We start from the raw sequence: 19004 nt of genomic DNA on the forward strand, positions 1-19004 counted from the left end.
GGTCAGCCGCGGCGCATGCTGCGCCGCAGGCTCGCCACGACCTCGTCGTCGTAGCGGTCGCGGCCGAAGCGGCGGCGGACGCTCGCGCCCGAGGCGGCGGTCACGTCCGGTCGGGTCCGGGCGAGGTCCGCCGCGGCCGCGACGGCGTCGGCGAGCGCCTCGGGGTCCTCCGGCGGCACGACCGAGGCCGCGGCCTCCCCGGCGGCGATCTCCGGCAGGCCGCCCACGTCGCTGACGACGACCGGCCGCGCCGCCGCGAGGGCCTCGACCGCGACGCTGCCGAAGGGCTCGAGGCGGGACGGGACGACCACCACGTCGGCCTCGGCCAGCACCGGCCAGACGTCGTCGACGTAGCCCAGGAACCGCACGTGCTCGGCGACGCCGAGCTCCGCGGCCAGGTCCCTCAGCTCCTGCTCGTACCACTCGTAGCCCGGGAACACCGAGCCCGCGAGGTCGAGCTCGGCAGTACGGCCACGACGGGCCAGGGCGGCGACGGCGCGGACGGCGACGTCCTGGCCCTTGCGCGGGCTCAGCCGTCCGACCAGCGCGACGCGGGGGCGGGGACCGTTCGGGCCCGGTCCGGGGCCGGGCGGGAAGTCGAAGCCGTTGTGCACCACGTCCGTGCGCGGCGCGAGCCGCGGGTGGTGGCGACGCAGGAAGGCCGCGGTCGCCCGTGAGTTCGCCACCACCCTGCTCGCGAGCCGCAGGGGCGCCACGAGGCACCAGGCCACCAGCGGCGCGACCTCGGACTCGAGCTCGCGCACGTGGCAGACGACGGGCACGCCGGCCAGGCGGCCCGCCGCGAGCCAGTGGGGCAGGGTCAGGGTGTTGACGTAGACGACGTCCGGGCGCAGCGCGCGCACCGCCCTGACGAGGCGGACGAGGTCGACCGGCGCCGTCAGCACGGTGCGCGCGAGCCCGAGCGGGGACAGCAGCGACTTGCGGAGCACGGGTGCCGGCAGGAGCCGGACCGGGCTGCCGGTCCGCCGCAGCCGCGGCAGCAGCGGGCCGTCCTCCGGGACGGTCACGAGCGTGTCCCAGCCCCGTCGGCGCAGGGCGGCCACCGTGCGCACGAGCATGAGGTCGGCGCCGTACACGTCGGGCGACGGGTGGCACACGAGCACCCGGGGTCGCCGCTCAGGCACCGGGGAGCCCCAGCAGCGCGGCGAGCTCCGCGACCCTCGCGTCCCAGCCGTGCCGGGCGGCGACCGCCCGCCTGCCGGCCACGGCGTCGTGGTCGACCGGGGCGTCCATCGCGCGGACGGCCTCGGCCACGAACGAGCCGGCGTCGGAGGCGAGCACGGTGTGGTCGGTGCCGAGCCAGCGCACCGACGGCAGGTCCCGCGCGACGACGGGCAGGCCGGCCGCGAGGTAGTCGAGCACCTTGAGGGGGAAGCTCGCCCGGTTGAAGGCGTCGTCGGCGTAGGGCACGAGGCCCACGTCCATGTGCGCGAGGTACGACGGGACCTCCGTGTGGGGCCGCCGGCCCACCCACTGCACGTTCGGCATCGCGAGCACGCGGTCGAGCGCCTGCTGGGGCGCGGTGTGCGAGCGCGGCCCCACGAGCAGCAGCGACCGTCCGGTGCGTGCGACGGCCTCGAGCCACGCGACGTCCGTGCGCTCCGAGAGGGTGCCCATGAACCCCGCGACGGGCTGGGGGAGGGCGACGTCCGCGGCGGGCCGGACGGTCCTCGCGCGCGCCATGAGGTCGACGTCGCAGCCGTTGGTCCACAGCACGGGGTCGGTGCCGAGGCGGCGCCACTTGTCCTGCAGGACCGGCGAGACGGCCACGACGAGGTCGGCGTCCCGTGCCACCCTCCGCTCCTGCCGGCGCACCCACGCCTCGGAGACGCCCTGGATGCCCGCCCCGGCGGCGAAGTCGTCGGAGGCGAGGTGGACGCGCAGGGCCTCGCCCACGTGGAAGGCCGGGTAGTGCGGCGGGATGACGACCGTCGCCCGCACCGAGCCCCCGAGGGCCCGCACCGCACCCCTGACCCGGTGCCGCAGCACGCGCTCGGCGACCTCGCGCCCGCCCGGCCGTGACTTCAGGGGCGGCACCATGACCGTGAGCCGGGCGAGCCGGTCCGCGACCAGGCGCAGCCGGGGCTCGCGGCCGGACTCCGCGATCCACGGCTTGCGGCGCACCGACATGGGCGTGCGCGGGGGGTCCACGTAGAGCACGGGGGCCCAGCGGGTGAGCCGCTCGGCGATGTGCTGGGCGCCCAGCCGGTTGCCCTCCCAGGTGACCCCGGCGACGACGACGACGAGGCCGTCCCACGACCGCCCGGGGCCGAGCGCCTGCAGCGCGCCCGAGGTGGCTCGCTCACGCATCCGCGGCCCCGCCGCCCCGGGTGCGCAGCAGCCGCGCGGGGACGCCCGCGACGACCGAGCCCGGGGGGAACGAGCGCGTGACGACCGACCCGGCCGACACGACGCAGCCGCGCCCGAGGGTGACGCCGTCGAGGATCACCGAGCCCGACCCCAGCCAGCAGTCGTCCTCGATCCGCACCCCCGCCTGGGTCACGCCCTGGGCCTGGATCGGCCGGTCGAGGTCGTCGAAGGCGTGGTTCTGGCTGTGGATCGAGACGCGCTGGCCCATGAGCACGCGGTCCCCGATCCACACGCCGCCGCTCGCCCCGACGAAGCAGTAGTCGCCCACGGAGGAGCCGTCACCGATCCGGAGGCCGACGCCCCGGTTCCACAGGACGCCGCCGGCCTCGAGGATCGCGAACTTGCCGATCGTCACCCGGCGGCCGATGCGGAAGCCGCGCTCGCTCAGGCAGTGCAGCCGCGTGTAGGCCTCCACCACGGAGCCGGACCCGATGCTGAGGTGCCGACGGTGCCGGACCTGCACGCCGTTCTCGCAGAAGCGGAGGCGGCCGCCGCGCACGCCGCGCAGCGACCAGACCGCGCGGACGGCGCTGACGCCGCGCCGCGTCACCTCCGCGGCGACGTCGCGCCCGTCGAGGTCGGGGTGGATGGTGTAGCCGGGGTCCTGGCGGACCCGGCGCACCAGCCAGTTCGCCGCGCGCCTCGCGGTGCTCATCGCAGGATCCTTTCGCGCAGGTCCGCCACCGTGGCGGTGAAGCCGGTCGTGGTGAAGGGTGCGAGCGTCTCCGGCGCCGCGTCGGCGAGCGGCGCCGCCAGCCCGGCCGGGGCCGGGAAGGCCGGCGCCTGCGCGTCGACGACGTGCGCGAGCCGGCGGACCTTCGGGGGGAAGCCCTCCACGCCGAGCGCGGTGGACACCACCGGACGGCCCCGCAGCATCGACTCCACGACCTTCACCTTCATCCCGCCGCCCAGCCGGATCGGGGCGAGGGTGACGTCGACCCGGTCGTAGAAGTCCGCGACGTCGGCCAGCGGGCCGAGGACCTCGACCCCCGGGCGGACCTGCATGCGGTCGCTCTCCAGCCCGGCGACGACCACGCGCCAGCCGTCGGCGAGCAGCCGCGGCGCCCAGACGTCGTCGAGGAGCCGCAGGGCGTCGACGTTGGGCCAGAAGCCGAAGTTGGCGAGGAACCCGGCGGTCGGCCGGTCACCGGCGACAGGTCGCGCGGCGGTGACCCCCTCGCCCACGGGGGTGGGCAGCCAGCCGACGTCCCGGCCCGTGCGGGCGCCGAGCGTCGTCGCGTCCACCCAGCCGGCGGCGGTCGTCACGACCGCGTCCCGGCTGCGTCGGGTCTCGGTGACCTCGAGCCCGCGCTGCTGGCGGCGCGCGGTGAGCCGGGCCACCCCGCGGCGGGCCGCCACCTCGCGGCCGATGAAGTCGCTCCACAGGTCGGAGTGGTCCAGCCACAGCGGGACCCCCGCCTGCTCGGCGTACCAGGCGTACGGCAGCTGGGAGACGACCACGACGTCGGGGCGCTCCGCCGTGACCGCGTCCAGGAGCGTGCGCGAGCGGGCACCCGCCTCCGTGGGCATGGGGAGCAGCGCGCGCTTGAGCGCGCGCACGGGCCCGGGCCAGCGCCGCCCGCCCGTGGTCGCGGTCGCGACACCCACGAGCCGGACGCCCGCCTCCGTCCGCGAGGACGCCTCGCCCGCGGGGAACAGGCACACGACGTCGTCGCCGGCCTCGAGGAGCCCGCGGGCCAGGGCGCGGGTGCGCAGCGTCCCGCCGTGCGCGCTCTCCCAGGGGTCGGAGATCGCGACGACCGTGACCCTCACAGGCGCTCGCCGTCCGCCCGCGCGGACGGTCGGGGGGCGAGCCGCCAGCGGTCGATGTCGTCGCCGATCCGGTCGCGCAGCCGCTCGAGGTCAGGCGCGAGCGCGTCGAGCAGGCGCGCGCGCGTCGTGTCGTCGAGCACGCCGTCGGCCTCGGGCAGCGTGCGGGTGGTGGCGGTGCGCAGGGCGCGGACCAGTGGCTGCGGCGCCAGGCGCAGCGCGTGCCGGTAGCCGGGCAGCGAGCGCACGAGGCGGGTGGCCGGGGTGTCCTTGCGCCGCGTGGCCGTGTCGTTGTGGCGCTGCGGCGACAGGTCGAAGCCCGAGGGGTCGACACCGAGGAAGCGACCGGTGCGCGCGAGCACGCCCGCGGCGTCGGCCCGCAGGTGCTCCGACAGGACCGTGAGGACCCGCTCCGGCGGCAGGACCGCGTCCCACCGGGACAGCTGCATGGCGTAGCGGCTCGCGTCGAGGTACATCGGGTCCGACAGGACCGCCTGCGGCAGCGGCCGGTGCTCCCGGCCGACGATGACGTTGTGCAGGTACATGGAGCGGATGCGCTCCACCGGGTCGCGCAGCAGGTAGACGACCCGGACGTCCGGCAGCAGCGAGACGGCGCGCTCCGGCACGCCCGCGAACTCCGTGCACTTCGTGTAGCTCGTCGACGCCTCGCCGACGGCGTGCTCGTCGCGCGCGTCGCGGAACTGCTCCCGGTACCACTGCTCCCCCCGCGACCAGGTCTTCTCCAGGACGAAGTAGTCCGGCTCCTTGTTGGGCGACATGAAGACGTCCGGGTGCGAGGACAGGTAGCCGTGCAGGCTCGTGGTGCCCGCCTTCATCGCGCCCACGAGGAGGAACGTCGGCAGGCGCTCAGCCATCGTCGTGCGCCGACGCGTAGCTCAGCGGCGCGGCGGGTGCCGCGCACGAGCCCGTCGGCCGGTGGCCCGTACCGGCCCGGGTCGCCTCGAGGAGCTGCTCGTAGTCCTCGGTGACGGCGTCCCAGCAGTAGCGCCGCAGCACGAGCTCGCGCGCGCGCCGACCGCGCCCGGCCGTCGCGGACGGGTCGTCCTCGGCCTCGTGGAGCGCCTCGGCCACGTGGTCGGCGGTGGAGAAGTAGCGGCCCTCCTCCGCCACGACCTCGCGGTTGAAGGCGACGTCGAAGGCCGTCACGGGGGCCGCCGCGCCGGCGGCCCGCAGCAGCGAGGGGTTCGTCCCACCCACGGAGTGCCCGTGCAGGTAGGTGCGGGAGTGCGCGTACAGCTGGTCGAGCGCGTCCTGGTCCCAGACCGGACCGAGGAAGCGGACGCGGGGGTCCCCGCCCGCCGCGGCACGGACGTCCGCCCCGTAGCCGTTGTCGTACGGCGCGCCGCCGACCACGACCAGCGGGAGCTCCGCGCGGCTGCGCACGTAGCCCTGGACGCTCAGGTGCACGTGGTTCTCCGGCTCCATGCGGGCCACCACGAGGTGGTAGCCGTCCGGTCGCAGGTCGTAGCCGGCCAGCTTGTCGCTGCCGACCGCCGCGGTGTCCGGGGCGCCGTAGGGGATGAACCAGCTCGGCGCGCCGTGGTGCTGCCGGTAGTAGTCCTGGATGCCGCGGGCGTCGGCGATGAGGGCGTCCGCCAACCGGACGGCGAGGCGCTCGGAACGCCGGTACCAGGCCCGGCCCGCGCGGCCCCACTTGCCGCGCTGCCACTCCAGGCCGTCGACGTGCACGGCGGTCGGGATGCGCCGGGCGCGGAGCACCGGCAGCAGCGGCGCGTTGGCAGCGTTGAACACGATGGCGACGTCGGCCGGGCGGAGCGCCTGGTGCAGCACGGACAGCGTCGTGTGGCTCAGGGTCTCGGCCGTCCGGTGGCGGACGGCCGGCAGGTGCACGAGGTCCATCCCGAGGTGGCGGGCGGGGGCGTCGGCGCCGCCGCCCCGGCAGTACACCGTCACCTGGTGCCCGCGGTCGACGAGGCGGCGTCCCACCTCCTCCACCGCGGTCTCGAAGCCGCCGTACCGCGCCGGCACGCCGCGGGTTCCGATGAGGGCGATCTTCATGTCGTGGCTCCAGCGTTCGCGGACGGTCGTCGTGAGGCGGTCGTGACGAGGGACAGGTAGCCGAGGGCGGCGCCGAACAGCGGTGCGGTCCCGACCCGGTGGATGTCGGGCTCGAAGAGGTGGATGACCATGAGGCCGACCAGTCCCACCGCGAGCGCGATCGCCACCACGCCGGTGCCCGCGGGAGGCACGCGGCCGCCGACCGCCCGCAGCACGGGGACGAAGAACAGCAGCAGGGCGGCGACGAGGCCGACGGCGCCGGTCTTGACGAGGTACCACAGCCAGCCGTTGTGGATGAAGCGCGAGCCGAAGTCCGGGTTCGCCTTGAAGGCCTGCAGCGTCGGGTCCTGCACGAAGCGGGGGTGGTAGTCCGCCCCGATCCCGAGGCCGAAGAGCGCGTTGTCCGCCGCGGCCTGCAGGGCGTAGCGGTTCTCGAGCAGCCGGTACTGGTTGCCGGGGCTGTTGGCGCCCTCCTCGTCGAGCCCGTCGAGCACCCGGGCCTCGAAGCCGGCCACCTGGCGGGCCAGCGCGTTGCCGTCGGGGTCGTTGACGAGCGACCCGTTGCCCGACAGGACGAGGAGCGCGGCCGGGGCGGCCAGGGCGAGCAGCGCGGCGCCGAGCCGGGTCCAGTCGAGCCCGAGGCGACGGGCGAGGAGGCCGAGCAGGAGCAGGCACAGGGCGAGGGCCAGCATGGTCGCGCGCGCGTAGCCGAGGAAGGTGACGACCGCGCCGGGGACGAGGCAGGCCGCGGCGAGCAGCCGCTGGTGCCGCGTGGACACGCGGGACGCCAGGACGGCGACGCCCACGACCACCGCGAGGAAGGCGAGGCCCTTGCTGTTGACGATGAAGCGCGTCGCGTCGATCTCGAGCGTCTGCACGGTGTCGAAGGCGCGCACGTTCTCGGTGCGCCCGGCGAGCAGCTCGGTGCCCGTCGCGATCGTGACGAGCATGAGGCTCGCGGTGTACCAGAGCACGAGCAGCGCGACCCGCACGGCCGCCCGCGCCCCGCGCGTGGTCGCCAGGCGGCTCACGACCAGGAAGCCCATGACGACGTAGAGCGGCCCGCGCAGGTCCTGGGTGAAGGCCTCGAACGGCTGGCGCTGCACGACCCCGACCGCCGCCTGGGCGAGCATGACGGCGGCGTAGAACCACGCGAGCAGCTCCAGGCGGGGCACGCGGGCCCGTCGACGCAGCGCGACGAGCACGGCCAGGGGCAGGAGCACGTCGCTGAGGAACAGGGACTTGCCGCCCACGACGACGAGGAACGGGAGGCTGACGAGCGGCGGCGTGACCGCGGAGGCGAGCGCGAGCAGCGGGAGGGCGCTGGGGAAACGCGGGGCGAGCGCCGCGGCCACCAGACCGAGGGCGAGCACGACGGCGGCGAGCACCGCGGTCCCCCCGACCCCGACGAGCACCCCCGTCGCGGCCGCCGCGACGAGGGCGGCGACGGCGGCGCCGGCGGGGTGGTGCAGCGCCCGCAGGGGCGCGGGCTCGGTCGACGGCGCGAGGACGGCGGCGGCGGGGACGGCGGCGCCGACGACGTCGTCGTCGGCCCCGGCGCGTGGGCGGACCTGGCCGGCTGCGGTCACGGCACGAGCCTCCGTCGTACGGAGGAGACGAGGCTCCTGGTCCGGGACCGGTTGAGGGCCACCGCCAGCAGCGTCCGGGGCGCCCACGTGAGGGCGTACCACAGCAGACCCGGCAGGGGCAGGCCGACGTCGACCGGCGCGTAGCCGAGCTCGCGTGCCTCGGCCGCGGTCACGCGCTGGTTGATCCACACCTCGGCGCGGTCGAGCCCGTCCCGCCAGCGGCCCACGACCGTCGGGTCGACCCCCGTGCCGCCGCGGTCGCCGGCGTTGGAGGAGCTGATGCGGGGCGCGTCGAGCATGGCGGGCTCGGCGCTCAGGCCCACCCGGTCCAGCACCCTGGCGAGCTCGGCGGCGGGCTCGGTGACGAGGTCCTCGAAGCGCAGGGAGACGACCCGCGGGTGGGTGCCCGCGCGCAGGCCGGCCCGGGCGCCGCCGCGCCAGATCAGGCTGGTCGTCAGCGGGTGGTAGTCGGCCCACTGGCGCAGCGTCGTCACCAGCGGCACGCCTGTGGTGCCGCGGAAGCGACGGCGCCACCAGTTCTTCTGCGACAGCATGACGTCGCGCGGGTCGCGCACCAGGACGACCCCCACCGCACCGGGCACCTCCTCGAGCAGGGACCGGAGGAAGAAGACGTTGCGCGGGGTCTGCTCGACGGCGACGCGTCGGCCGGCCGCCTGCGCCTCGTGGGCGAGCACGCCGGTGAGGACGGCGGCCGCCGGCACGCGGCCGTCGGGCCGGTCCACGAGGCACCGCGCCACGACCGCCTCGGCGTCCGGGGCGAAGCGACCCGGGCGGAACGGCGTGTGGTACCACTCGCGGGCGTTGTGGAGCAGCCGCTCGGCGAGCCGGACGGCGGCCTCGCGCGGGAGGGCCTCCTCGCCGGGTGTCCAGTGCTCCTCGACGAAGTGGAGCTCCTGCAGGGCGGTGACGGCGCTGTGCCGTCCGAGCATGCGGGCGAGCATCGTGGTGCCGGAGCGGCTGTTGCCCGCCACCAGCACGCAGTCCGCGCCGGGCGCACCGTCCGCGGCCACCGGCTCGGCCCTCGCGGAGAGCCCGTGCTCGTTAGCCATCTACCGTCCGTCCTCGCGCGCCGACGGGCGCCCCGAGCCCTGCTCGTGCTGCGCGCCGCCGTCCGGATCCCCGTCCCGGCGGCCAAGGTTAGCGAGCGCGGACGCCTCCTCGGGCCGTTCCGGCGCATCCCGCGCAGGCTCCGTCTCCTCCGTGGCGGCCGCCCGCACCGCACCCCGCGTCAGCACGGTCCGCGCGTAGCCCACCAGGGCGCGGAACTGCGCGGGGGAGAGCAGCCGCAGCGCACCGGCGTACACCAGCGCCGCGAGGGGCACGAGGACGAGCAGCCGGGTGGGGGCACCCGCGTCCGCCATGGCGAAGCGGCGGAGTACCTCGACGACGCCGGCCATGAGGACGGCGCTGCCGAGCGCCGGCGCGAGGTGGCCCAGCCAGCTGCGCCAGCGGAAGCCGAGGATGCGGCGGCTCAGCCACGCCGACACCGGCAGCATGACGAAGGCGCGGACGGTGTGCGCGAGCGCCACCGCGACGATCCCCCAGCTGACGGCGACGAGGAAGCCGACGACGTTGAGCACGGTCGTCGCCGTCGTGAGGTGCAGCGCCGTGCGCGAGCGGCCCTGGGACAGCAGCAGGGTGGTCGTGGTCGCGCCGAGCGCGTGGGCGATGCCGGCGAGGGAGAGCGCCTGCATGACGGGCACGGCCGCGAGCCACTGGTCGCCGAGGAACACGTGCACCACGTCGGGCGCCAGGACCAGCACGAGCAGGAACGACGGCGCGGACAGCGCGGCCGAGGTCCGGATCGCCTCGCCGTAGGCCCGGTTGAGGCGGGCGAGGTCGTGCTGCAGCCGCGAGAACGCCGACAGCGCGACGAGCTCCACGGCCCGGGTGAGCACCTCGTTCATGAGGTTGAGCAGGCGGTAGGCGACCGAGTACAGCCCGAGCGCGGTGGGCCCGAGGACCGCCCCGATGAGCAGGTCGTCCGAGCGCTTGCTCAGGAAGTTGAGCATGGTCATGCCGAGCACGGAGTTGCTGAACCCGAACAGGTCACGGAACGCCGACCTCGACACCGTGAGGCCCGGCCGGTACGACGTGACGGCCCACAGCATGACCGTGCCGACGACGGTCTGGACGACGGCCTGCACGACGAGGGCCCACACGCCCGCGCCGAGCAGGGCGGCCGCGACGCCGGCCACGCCGCCGATGACGGCCCCGGCCAGCTTGCGCGCGGCCAGGCGGTGGAACTGGAAGTCCCGGCGCAGCACCGCCGTGGCCGTGCTCGTCAGCGAGCCGATGAACACCACGCTCGCGAGCACCTGCAGCACCGGGGCGAGGCCCGGGCTGTCGAGCAGCGCCGCGAGGGGGTGGGACAGCGCGATCAGCAGCGCGCCGAGCAGCAGCCCGAGCACGATGGACGTCCAGAACGCCGTGTCGAGGTGGGCCTTCGTCAGCTGCTGGCGCTGCACGATCGCCGAGCCGAAGCCCTGGTCGACGAGCAGGCGGGTGAGCGCGACGAAGACGAGCGCGAGCGCGACCAGGCCGAAGGCCTCGGGGTCGAGCAGGCGGGCGAGGAGCAGGAAGACGACGGTGGTGATGATCCGCGAGCCGAGCGCCTCCGCCACGCTCCACATCCCGCCGCGCAGGACGCGCTGGCGGAGGCCGCCGGCCGGCTCGTGTCGTGGCATGGTGAGGGAGGGCTCCCGCCGTCGGAGTCGCTGACGGGTGGTCCCGTCGACCCGGGTCGGGTCGTGGTCAGGTTAGGGGAGCCGGGCGGGCCGTGGTGCCGGTCGGGAAGAACCAGCCGGACGCCACGCGCGGGCGCGGCCGGGCGGACGGACGACGACGGGACCGGCCCGACGGTCGCCCGTCGTGCCGGTCCCGCGGACCGCCGTGCTCAGTACGTCGGGGTCTTGACCCCGATGTACGTCATGCCCGAGAGCGTGGCGTACGTCGCGCCGTGCACGCCGTAGGCGCCGACGGTCGGCGTCCCGGAGAAGTCGACGGTCACCCCGGAGATGCGCGAGCCGGCCGCGCCGGCCTTGAGGCGGATGCCCATCGGCTGCGTCGTGGACCGGACGAGCGTGCCCGGGCCGACGTGGGCCGGCTGGTTGAGCTCGATCCCGCTCGCGCCGCGGCCGTCGAGGACGGAGACGGAGCGGATGACGGGCCACTCGTCCGGCGCCCAGGCAGGGGCGTAGGGGGCGGGCGGGCTCACCGTGATGTTGCTGTCGAGCGCGCCACGGATGGTGACGTCCTCCACGGTCGTGAGGCGCGAGCGGATGAAGATGCCGCCGCCGCCCTCCTTGCCGTTCGTGGAGCCCGCTGCCCTGTAGCGACCGGGGTTGGTCACGGTGGAGCCGGCGAAGGAGATGTCGTAGCCGGGCTCGTGCGTGTCGAGGCCGGTCGACGTCGTGTCGCGGACGTCCATGTCGACCCGGATGCTCTCCGGCTCACCCTGGCCGCGCACGGAGTCGGCGACCACCTGGTAGGCCGCGTTGGTGGTGAAGCAGTGCCGCACGGCCCAGCAGGAGCCGGTGACGAGGAGGTCGCGGACCGGTCCGGCCGTCTCGACGCCGTAGCCGTAGTGGCGGCCGGAGCCGAAGCGCTTCCCGGCCTCGTCGTCGACGAGGTCGTGCACGACGAGGTCGAAGCGGCCGCCGACGGTGCCGTTCACCTGGACGCCGGAGGCGCCGTGCTGGCGGATCTCCGTCGCGACGGTGGGCTGCGCCACGTAGTGCAGGGTGAGGGCGGGCCACGTGTTGGACAGCTTCGCGGCGTGCTCGAGGACGCCGCCGGTGATGGTGACGGGTGCCGCCAGGCGCACCTGGACCGCGCGCGGGGCCGTCCTCAGCGGCCGGTGCAGCGGCGTGTCGAGCGTCACGACGTTGCCGCTGATGGCGACCACCTTGCGCAGGTGTCCCGGCTCCATGGGCTTGTGCGCGGCGTAGGAGTCGTCGGAGATCGCATGGATCCACGACCCGACGCTCAGCCCGGACGTGCTGGCGAAGGTGAGGGTGCGGGCGCCGCGCGGCGCGGGGCTGACGGCCCACGACGAGGACGTCACCGTCCCGACCTTGCTCAGCGTGCCCCACTTGGGGTTGCCGTACTGGCGCAGCACCGTGCCGGGCGCCATCCGCACCTCGCGGACCGCGTCGGGGACCTGCAGCGTGCCGTTCACCCGGTAGACGCCGGACTGGAACGTGACGACCCCGCCGGAGTTCGCGGCGGCCGCGAGAGCGGCGCGGATGGCGGCGGTGTCGTCGGTGTCGTCGTCCGGGCGGGCCCCGTGCGTGGCGACGCTCGTGCCGCCGGTCGGCGTCGGCGAGGTGATCGGCACGGGGTCGGGGGACGGGGTGGGGGTGGGTGACCGGGTGAGCGTGGGGGTCGGGGTCGGCGCCGAGGACGGTGCCGGCGTCGAGGACGGGGTCGGGGTGGGGGTCGGGGTCGGGGCGGGCGCGGGGGTCGCGGTGGGGGCCGCGCTGGGTGTGGGGGTCGGGGTCGGCGTGGGGGTCGGGGTGGGCGACGGGCTCGGCGCGGGGGCGGCCGTGGTCGTGCCCGTGGGCACGAGCTCGACGCCGGCGATGTTGAGGGCGCCGCGCGAGGCGAACAGGTCCAGCCGGCCGTCGGGCAGCGTCGTGCGGAACGGTCCGAGGCGCTTCCAGCTGCCGGCGGGCCCCGAGCTGCCCCCGGTCACGACCTTCCTGCCCTCGACGCTGAGGTCGAACGTCACGGGCTTGCTGTCCTCGTACACGGACACGAAGACGTCGTAGCCGGCGGGGGCGAGGTTGCCCACCGAGAGGCTCAGCCCTCGGGTCGCGCCGCTGTAGACGGCGTCCTTGAGCATGCCCGCCTGCGCCGCGGGCGGCGTGGGCGAGAGCTTGAGCGTCGGGGTGCTGAGGACCCGGCCGTTGTGCGTCACGCTCGCGGTCGACGACCACGAGCCGGCGGTCGAGCCGAGGGCAGGCCCGCCCACGTTGACCTTGACCGGAGCGGGGGTCGAGGCGGTGGCCGGAGGCGCGACGACGGTCCCGAGGCAGACGGCGGCGAGGACGCCCAGCGTCACGAAGGACCCCCCGGCGGAGTGGAGGAGGCGTCGACGAGGGGCATCGCCCCCTGGCAGGGCTTTACGGGGAGTAGGCATGTCACTACGATCGGTATCGCGTCGGACGGCCTAGAGCCACCCGTGGGGGTGCCGTGCGGTTTCACGCCGGTGGCCCAGCACGCGGGCGGCGCCCTCACCCGGTCGCAGCACGGCAGGAGCGGGACGGCCACGCACGGTGACGGATCCGCGTCACCGGTCCGGGCTGCGGGCGAAAGCCGCCCCCGAGGCGGGTGCCCTGTGCCACTGTTCCGCCGTGCCAGAGACGAATGCGGGGGACGTCGCTCGCGTCGGAACCGCCGGCCGGCCGGACGCCGGGTCCGCACGGGGCGCCGGCGCCGACCGTCCGACGGGTCTGCGTCTCACCCTGCTCACCGCCGCCTTCTCCGACACCCAGCTGCTGAGGGCGCACTGCCTCGACGCCGTCGCTCAGCACCTCGGCCACCAGGTCACGGTCGTGACGACGGAGCCGGGGGAGGTGCTGCCCTCGCTGGCCGCCACCCCCTTCGCCACGCGGCTGCACCGGACGGACGCGCGCGCCCTCGACGAGCTGGTGGGCGACGGCACCGACGTGCTCCTCACGCTCAAGGCCCTGCCCGAGAGCCTCGGCCAGGGCCTCCGCGTGCTGCGCAGGCACCCGGGCGTCGCGCACCTCGCCGACATCGACGACCCCGACATCGAGGCGCGGACGGTCGCCGCGGCACCGACCGCCTGGCGCACCACCCGCAAGCTCGTCAAGCGGTGGCGGACGCTGCCCGGCCAGGCCCGGCTCGCCGTGCAGTCGCGGCGCAGCCCCACGACGGTGTCCAACCCGGTGCTCCAGCGCCGCTGGGGCGGCGTGGTCGTCCCGCACGCGCGGGTGGACCCCGGTCCCGGCACCGCGCCGAGCCAGGCGCGCTGCCGGATCGCCTTCGTGGGGACGGCCAAGGCCCACAAGGGCATCCACCTGCTCCGGGACGCGGTCGCGCGCCTCGCCGGCGAGGGCTGGGAGCTGCTGGTCACCGACGTCGCGCCGGCCGACGCCCGCCCGTGGGAGACCTGGACCGGGCGGCTCGACGGGTCCGTCGACGCCGCCGCGCTCACCGCCGACGCGGACGTCGTCGTCATTCCGTCGCTGGACTACGGCTGGGCCCGGGCCCAGCTCCCGCTCAAGCTCGTCGACGCCATGCTCATGGGCCGACCTGTCGTGGTGAGCGACGTGGGCCCGCTGCCGTGGGCCGTGGGGGAGGCGGGCGCCGTCTTCCCCGCGGGAGACGTCGACGGCCTCGTCGGGGCGCTGCGCCCGCTGCGCGACGCGGCGGCGCGGACCGCCGCGGGGTCCGCCGCGCGCCGTCTCGCGCTCGAAAGGTACGCGGTGCCCGCCGTCGCCCCGCACCTGACCCGGGCGCTGTCGGGGGTCCTGCGGGGCTGAGGTCGGTGGGCTCCGGACCACCTCGTCGGCGACGGGGCGACCGGTCCGCGGATCGGGGCCCGCGCGTCTCGACGGCGTGCCACTCTTCCGTCGTGCCCGACCGGCCCGCCGCTCCCGAGCCACCGACCCTGGTGGCCGACGTCTGCGTCGTCGGCGCCGGCCCGGCCGGTCTGACGCTCGCCCGCGAGCTGTCGACCGCGGGCCTCGACGTGCTCGTCCTCGAGGCGGGTCCGGGCTCCCCGCCGGCCGGAGGGGTCGACGTGACGTCGACCCGCAACGTCGGGCTGCCGTACGACCCCGCGGCGACCCGGAGCGCCGGCGTCGGTGGCAGCAGCCTGCGCTGGCGGGTGCCGACGCCGCTGGGTGGCGGCTTCGTGAGGCTGCGCGAGCTGGAGCCGGACGACCTCGACGCGGTCGGCGGCGGGCCGGGGTGGCCGCTGTCGTACGACGTGCTCCGGCCGTTCTACGCGCGCAGCCGGGAGCTGCTGGGGATGGCGGGCGGGGCGCCCGCGGAGGCGCTCGCGGGCGGCCCGCTGGAGCGGCACGTGTACTCCTTCGTCCACCGGAGCGTCTTCACCGAGCGGCTGCCCGCCGAGCTCCGACGTGCCGCCCGGGTGCGGCTCCTGCCCGACACGAGCGCCACGGAGGTCCTCGTCGACCCCGGGTCGGGCGAGGTCCTCGGGCTGCGCGCACGCTCGCTCGCGGGCGGGGACGCGTCCGTCCGCGCGCGCGTGTACGTGCTGGCGGCGGGAGCGATCGAGAACGCGCGGCTGCTGCTCGCGTCGCGGTCGGTGCTGGCGGCCGGGGTCGGCAACGGCCACGACCACGTCGGCCGCCACTTCATGGAGCACCCGCACTTCCACTCCGGTGTGGCGCTGCCGCGGCCCGGGGCGCCCGACCTCGAGACCGTCCCCGAGCGGTGGGACGTCGTGGTGGAGGACGGCCACCCGCTGCAGCGCAAGTACGCCGTCCCGGGGGAGGTGCTGCGCAGGGAGGGCCTGCTGCGCGCCGTGTACAAGGTCAAGGCGCACAGCGGCGAGGGGACGCCCGGCTTCGGGCACGACGGCACCGTCCCGGAGGACGTGGTCGAGGCCTACGCGGCGCTGCGCCGGGCCCGCCACGAGCCGGGGCACGGCCACGTGACGGCGTCGACGGTGGGTCGGCTGCTCCGGGGGGCGCCGCACCTGCTGCGGTACGCCGTCGCGCGCCGCTCCCACGCCCGCGGCGCCGCGGCGACGGGGCAGGAACGGTTCCGCGTCCACGTCATGGCCGAGCAGGAGCCGTCGCCGCTCAGCCGGGTCCGGCTCTCGGCCGGGACGGACCGGCTCGGGGTCCCGCTCGCGGAGCTGGACTGGCGCCTGACGGCGCGCGACCGGACGTCGATCGTGCGCAACCAGCAGCTCGTGACGGCGGCCCTGGGCGAGACGCTCGGGGCGCGGGTCGTGAGCACCCTCGGGCCCGACGGGCCGAGCACGCCGCAGGGCGGGGCCCACCACATGGGGACGACGCGGATGAGCGCGCGGGCGCAGGACGGGGTGGTCGACCCCGACTGCCGGGTCCACGGGCACCGGAACCTCTTCGTCGCGGGCTCGTCGGTCTTCCCCGTCGGCGGCGCGGCGAACCCCACCCTCACGATCGTCGCCCTCGCCCTGCGGCTTGTGGAGCAGCTGGTCACGGAGCTGCGGCCGGTCGCCGGCCGGTCGACGGCGTCGGGGTGCGTGGGCTCGTAGGGGAGCGTGGCTCCTAGGTCCGTTGCCCGTCGTGCTCGCTGCGTCGCAGAGCGGCCCGCTCGGTGGACGCGAGCGCCGGGAACCCGTGGCGGCGGCGCACGAGCATCCACAGCACGGGGGCCACGAGCGCGACCGCGACGAGGGTGAGGCCGGTCTCGAGGTCGGGGACCCCGAGGAGCTTGAGCGCGGAGGCGAGCAGGACGAACGCGAGCGCGCGCCTCACCAGCCCGCCGGGGGCCCGCGAGGAGAGCATGGCCCCCACCCAGACGCCCGGCACGCTGCCGACCAGCAGCGAGAGGGTGAGTCCGAGCTGGAAGTCGCCGAAGATCAGGTGACCGATCGCGGCGCTCACGACGAGCGGGACGGCCTGCACGAGGTCCGTCCCCACCAGCGAGCTCGCCTTGAGCGCCGGGTACAGCGCCATGAGCGCGATGATGATGAGCGAGCCGGAGCCGACGGACGTGATGCCGACGACGAGGCCGCCGACCGCGCCGACGAGCACGGTGGGCAGGACGCGCACCCGCACCTCGGGCCGGTCCTGGGGCAGCGGGTCCGCGCTGCCGTCGCGGTTGCGCGCCCGCTCCACCAGCCGCAGGTAGGCCCGGATCGTCAGCCCGGTCGCCGCCACGAGGAGCGCGACCCCCAGCGCCGTCTTGATGACAGCCTGGACGTCCTCGCCGTCGCCGAGCGCGCGGGCGAGGAGGACCCCGCAGAAGGCCGTCGGCACCGAGCCGACGCACAGCCACTTGACGAGGTCGAGGTTGACGGTGCCGCGCCGCAGGTGCACGAGGCTGCCGACCGGCTTCATGACGGCCGAGGCGACGAGGTCGCTCGACACCGCCGCGAGCGGCGGCACGTTGAAGAAGAGCACGAGGACCGGCGTCATGAGGGCGCCGCCGCCCATGCCGGTGAGGCCGACCACGATGCCGATGCCGAAGGCCGCGGCGACGAGGAAGGGGTCGAGGTCCACGGCAGGGCCTCCTGGTGTCGGCGTGGCACGGAGCGGGTCGCTCGACGCTAGTGCCCGTCGCGCTCCGGTGTGGCGTCTTCCCGGCAGGCGCGCGCGTACGGACCACCGAGAGCGACGCCGTCCTGCGCGGGGGCCGTCTGACGCCACCGTCCGTGTCGACGCTGCGCCTCCGGACGGGTGCAATCTCACTGAGAGCGAGACACGGAGGCGGTCACGGGTGCAGAGTTAACGCAGCGTTAAACCACTGCTTGCCTCGTGACGGGGCGGCCCGGCAGGAAGGCGGCTCCATGTCGACGGTCTTCTTCCGGCACGACAAGCCCGGGCACCCCGCCCGGCACCGCTCTGCCGCGTCGACCCGGCTGCAGGTGCTCCCCGGCCCGAGGTCAGACGCCCCGCCCGCCGTCGAGGCTGCGGGGACCGGCGAGGTGGCGGGTACCCGGCAGCACGCGACGCTGCGCGTCCTGCTCGTGTGCTCGACGGGCGGTCACCTCACGCACCTGGTCCGGCTCAGCGAGTGGTGGTCGCAGCACGAGCGGTCCTGGGTCACCTTCGACAAGCCCGACGCGCGCAGCCTGCTCGCGGGGGAGCGGACCTGGTGGGCCTATCACCCCACCACCCGCAACCTCGTCGCCCTCGTGCGCAACTTCCTGCTGGCGGTCTCCGTCCTGCTCCGGGAGCGTCCCGACGTCGTGGTCAGCTCCGGAGCCGGGGTCGCGCTGCCGTTCTTCGTCGTCGCGAAGGCCCTCGGCGTCCGGACCGTCTACCTCGAGGTCTACGACCGCATCACCATGCCGACGCTGACCGGCCGCCTGTGCGCCCCGTTGAGCGACCTCTTCCTCCTGCAGTGGGAGGAGCAGCGTCAGGCGTACCCGAAGGGTCGCGTCGTGGGCAGGCTCTTCTGATGGCGACCACCGTCCTCGTCACCCTCGGGACCGACCACCACCGCTTCGACCGGCTGCTGGGGTGGTTCGACACGTGGCTCGCCGGGACCGAGGCGGACGTCCACCTGGTGGTCCAGCACGGGAGCACGCCCCTGCCTCTCGGTATGGCCTCCGACCCCCGCGTCACCGCCTTCGACCTCGTGCCGCACGACGACCTGGTGGCGGCCATGGTCGCGTCCGACGTGGTCGTCGTGCAGGGCGGTCCCGGCTCCGTCATGGACGCGCTCGAGTGCGGTCGGCTGCCGATCGCGGTGCCACGTCTCGCGCGCTACCGCGAGGTCGTGGACGACCACCAGGTCGCCTTCGTCGAGCGCATGTCCCAAGAGCTCATGGCGGTGCACGTGTCGAGCGAGCCGGAGCTGGTCGACGTCCTCGACGCCGCCGTGGAAGACCCGTCCGCCTACGCTGTCCCGCCCCGGCGTCCCGACCTGACCGAGGTGTCCGAGCGCCTGGGCGACTGGGTCGACCTCATGGTGGCTGAGCGTCCCCGGCGCGGGCTCCTCGCCTGGCTGCGCAGGCGTGTGCCTGCTCCGAGGTCAGGGTCGCGAACGGCCGTCTGACGGGCTCGAGCGACGAGGCTGCCGACCAGCACGCACGCGCCGGACGCGACCCTCGTGTACCCCTCCTCGCGCAGCAGCAGCGAGGGGCGGTCCAGCACGACGTTGCGTGGTCAACTTGTGACACCCCGTCGCGTCGTCGTACTGTCCGGCTGCGGCCGGCATGCGGCCGCCTCGTGCCGGCGTAGCAACCACTGCTGCCTCATGAGCCCGGCCTGCCGACACCGCTAGGTCGGCGGGTCGCCCGACGTGACAGCGCGACCTGCCTGGAGGCCCCCGCCACCGACGAGTTGCGCCCGAACGACCGTTCGTCCATGCCCAGGACCGGTCGTTCGGTCGGCGATCGAGAGTACCCCGATCGGCCTAACCGCCGCCGCCCGAGAGATGGACGTGCGACCCGGTCGTGCCCGACGGGCTCAAGGGACTCCCTCGGCAGTCGATAGCACACGTCACCACTGCCCCTGCCCCCCACAGAAGGCTTCA

Annotated in this window: 15 protein-coding genes; 4 read left to right on the plus strand and 11 right to left on the minus strand. The window is 75.5% G+C overall.

The features are described from left to right. Positions 1–2: 2 nt before the first annotated feature. From WAA21_RS06095 to WAA21_RS06140, 10 genes are all read right to left on the minus strand, one after another. Positions 3–1145, minus strand: coding sequence for a glycosyltransferase (locus WAA21_RS06095; RefSeq protein ID WP_336921876.1), 1143 nt, complete (start codon positions 1143–1145; stop codon positions 3–5). Continuing rightward, the gene (locus WAA21_RS06100; RefSeq protein ID WP_336921877.1) at positions 1138–2331 is read right to left on the minus strand and encodes a glycosyltransferase; all 1194 of its coding nucleotides are present in this window, start codon (positions 2329–2331) and stop codon (positions 1138–1140) included. Before WAA21_RS06100 ends, WAA21_RS06095 begins: the two co-directional genes overlap by 8 nt. Next, positions 2324–3046 carry an acyltransferase gene (locus tag WAA21_RS06105; RefSeq protein WP_336921878.1) on the minus strand — a complete coding sequence of 241 codons (723 nt, stop codon included), beginning with the start codon at positions 3044–3046 and terminating at the stop codon, positions 2324–2326. The genes WAA21_RS06100 and WAA21_RS06105 overlap by 8 nt, the downstream gene beginning before the upstream one ends. After that, a complete protein-coding gene (locus WAA21_RS06110; protein WP_336921879.1) occupies positions 3043–4164 on the minus strand; it encodes a glycosyltransferase in 1122 nt (373 codons plus the stop codon). Before WAA21_RS06110 ends, WAA21_RS06105 begins: the two co-directional genes overlap by 4 nt. After that, complete coding sequence (locus WAA21_RS06115; RefSeq protein ID WP_336921880.1) at positions 4161–5036, minus strand: sulfotransferase family protein; 876 nt, start codon at positions 5034–5036, stop codon at positions 4161–4163. Before WAA21_RS06115 ends, WAA21_RS06110 begins: the two co-directional genes overlap by 4 nt. Then, positions 5029–6201 carry a DUF1972 domain-containing protein gene (locus WAA21_RS06120; protein ID WP_336921881.1) on the minus strand — a complete coding sequence of 391 codons (1173 nt, stop codon included), beginning with the start codon at positions 6199–6201 and terminating at the stop codon, positions 5029–5031. The genes WAA21_RS06115 and WAA21_RS06120 overlap by 8 nt, the downstream gene beginning before the upstream one ends. Beyond that, positions 6198–7790 (minus strand): O-antigen ligase family protein, encoded by a 1593-nt coding sequence (locus WAA21_RS06125; protein ID WP_336921882.1) that lies wholly within the window; start codon positions 7788–7790, stop codon positions 6198–6200. The genes WAA21_RS06120 and WAA21_RS06125 overlap by 4 nt, the downstream gene beginning before the upstream one ends. Next, positions 7787–8860 (minus strand): sulfotransferase family protein, encoded by a 1074-nt coding sequence (locus WAA21_RS06130; protein ID WP_336921883.1) that lies wholly within the window; start codon positions 8858–8860, stop codon positions 7787–7789. The genes WAA21_RS06125 and WAA21_RS06130 overlap by 4 nt, the downstream gene beginning before the upstream one ends. Further along, positions 8861–10498 (minus strand): lipopolysaccharide biosynthesis protein, encoded by a 1638-nt coding sequence (locus WAA21_RS06135; protein WP_336921884.1) that lies wholly within the window; start codon positions 10496–10498, stop codon positions 8861–8863. It lies immediately after the preceding gene. Positions 10499–10707: 209 nt separating this feature from the next. Continuing rightward, positions 10708–12876 carry a glycosyl hydrolase family 28-related protein gene (locus tag WAA21_RS06140; RefSeq protein ID WP_336921885.1) on the minus strand — a complete coding sequence of 723 codons (2169 nt, stop codon included), beginning with the start codon at positions 12874–12876 and terminating at the stop codon, positions 10708–10710. A 292-nt stretch (positions 12877–13168) separates the two neighbouring features. Between WAA21_RS06140 and WAA21_RS06145 the strand changes: the two genes are divergently transcribed. Further along, complete coding sequence (locus WAA21_RS06145) at positions 13169–14323, plus strand: glycosyltransferase (RefSeq protein ID WP_336921886.1); 1155 nt, start codon at positions 13169–13171, stop codon at positions 14321–14323. Positions 14324–14415: 92 nt separating this feature from the next. After that, positions 14416–16053, plus strand: coding sequence for a GMC family oxidoreductase (locus tag WAA21_RS06150; RefSeq protein ID WP_336921887.1), 1638 nt, complete (start codon positions 14416–14418; stop codon positions 16051–16053). Between the two features lie 13 nt (positions 16054–16066). Here the strand turns inward: WAA21_RS06150 and WAA21_RS06155 are convergent, their stop codons facing one another. Next, the gene (locus tag WAA21_RS06155; RefSeq protein ID WP_336921888.1) at positions 16067–17023 is read right to left on the minus strand and encodes a sulfite exporter TauE/SafE family protein; all 957 of its coding nucleotides are present in this window, start codon (positions 17021–17023) and stop codon (positions 16067–16069) included. Positions 17024–17310: 287 nt separating this feature from the next. On the opposite strand from WAA21_RS06155, the gene pssD reads away from it, so the two are divergent. After that, positions 17311–17925 carry a PssD/Cps14F family polysaccharide biosynthesis glycosyltransferase gene (gene pssD / locus WAA21_RS06160; RefSeq protein ID WP_336921889.1) on the plus strand — a complete coding sequence of 205 codons (615 nt, stop codon included), beginning with the start codon at positions 17311–17313 and terminating at the stop codon, positions 17923–17925. Beyond that, complete coding sequence (locus WAA21_RS06165; RefSeq protein WP_336921890.1) at positions 17925–18524, plus strand: glycosyltransferase; 600 nt, start codon at positions 17925–17927, stop codon at positions 18522–18524. Before pssD ends, WAA21_RS06165 begins: the two co-directional genes overlap by 1 nt. The last annotated feature ends 480 nt before the right edge of the window (positions 18525–19004 follow it).

Origin of the sequence: Aquipuribacter sp. SD81 (genome assembly GCF_037153975.1) — a bacterium.
In the GTDB taxonomy this organism is placed as follows: Bacteria; Actinomycetota; Actinomycetes; order Actinomycetales; family JBBAYJ01; genus Aquipuribacter.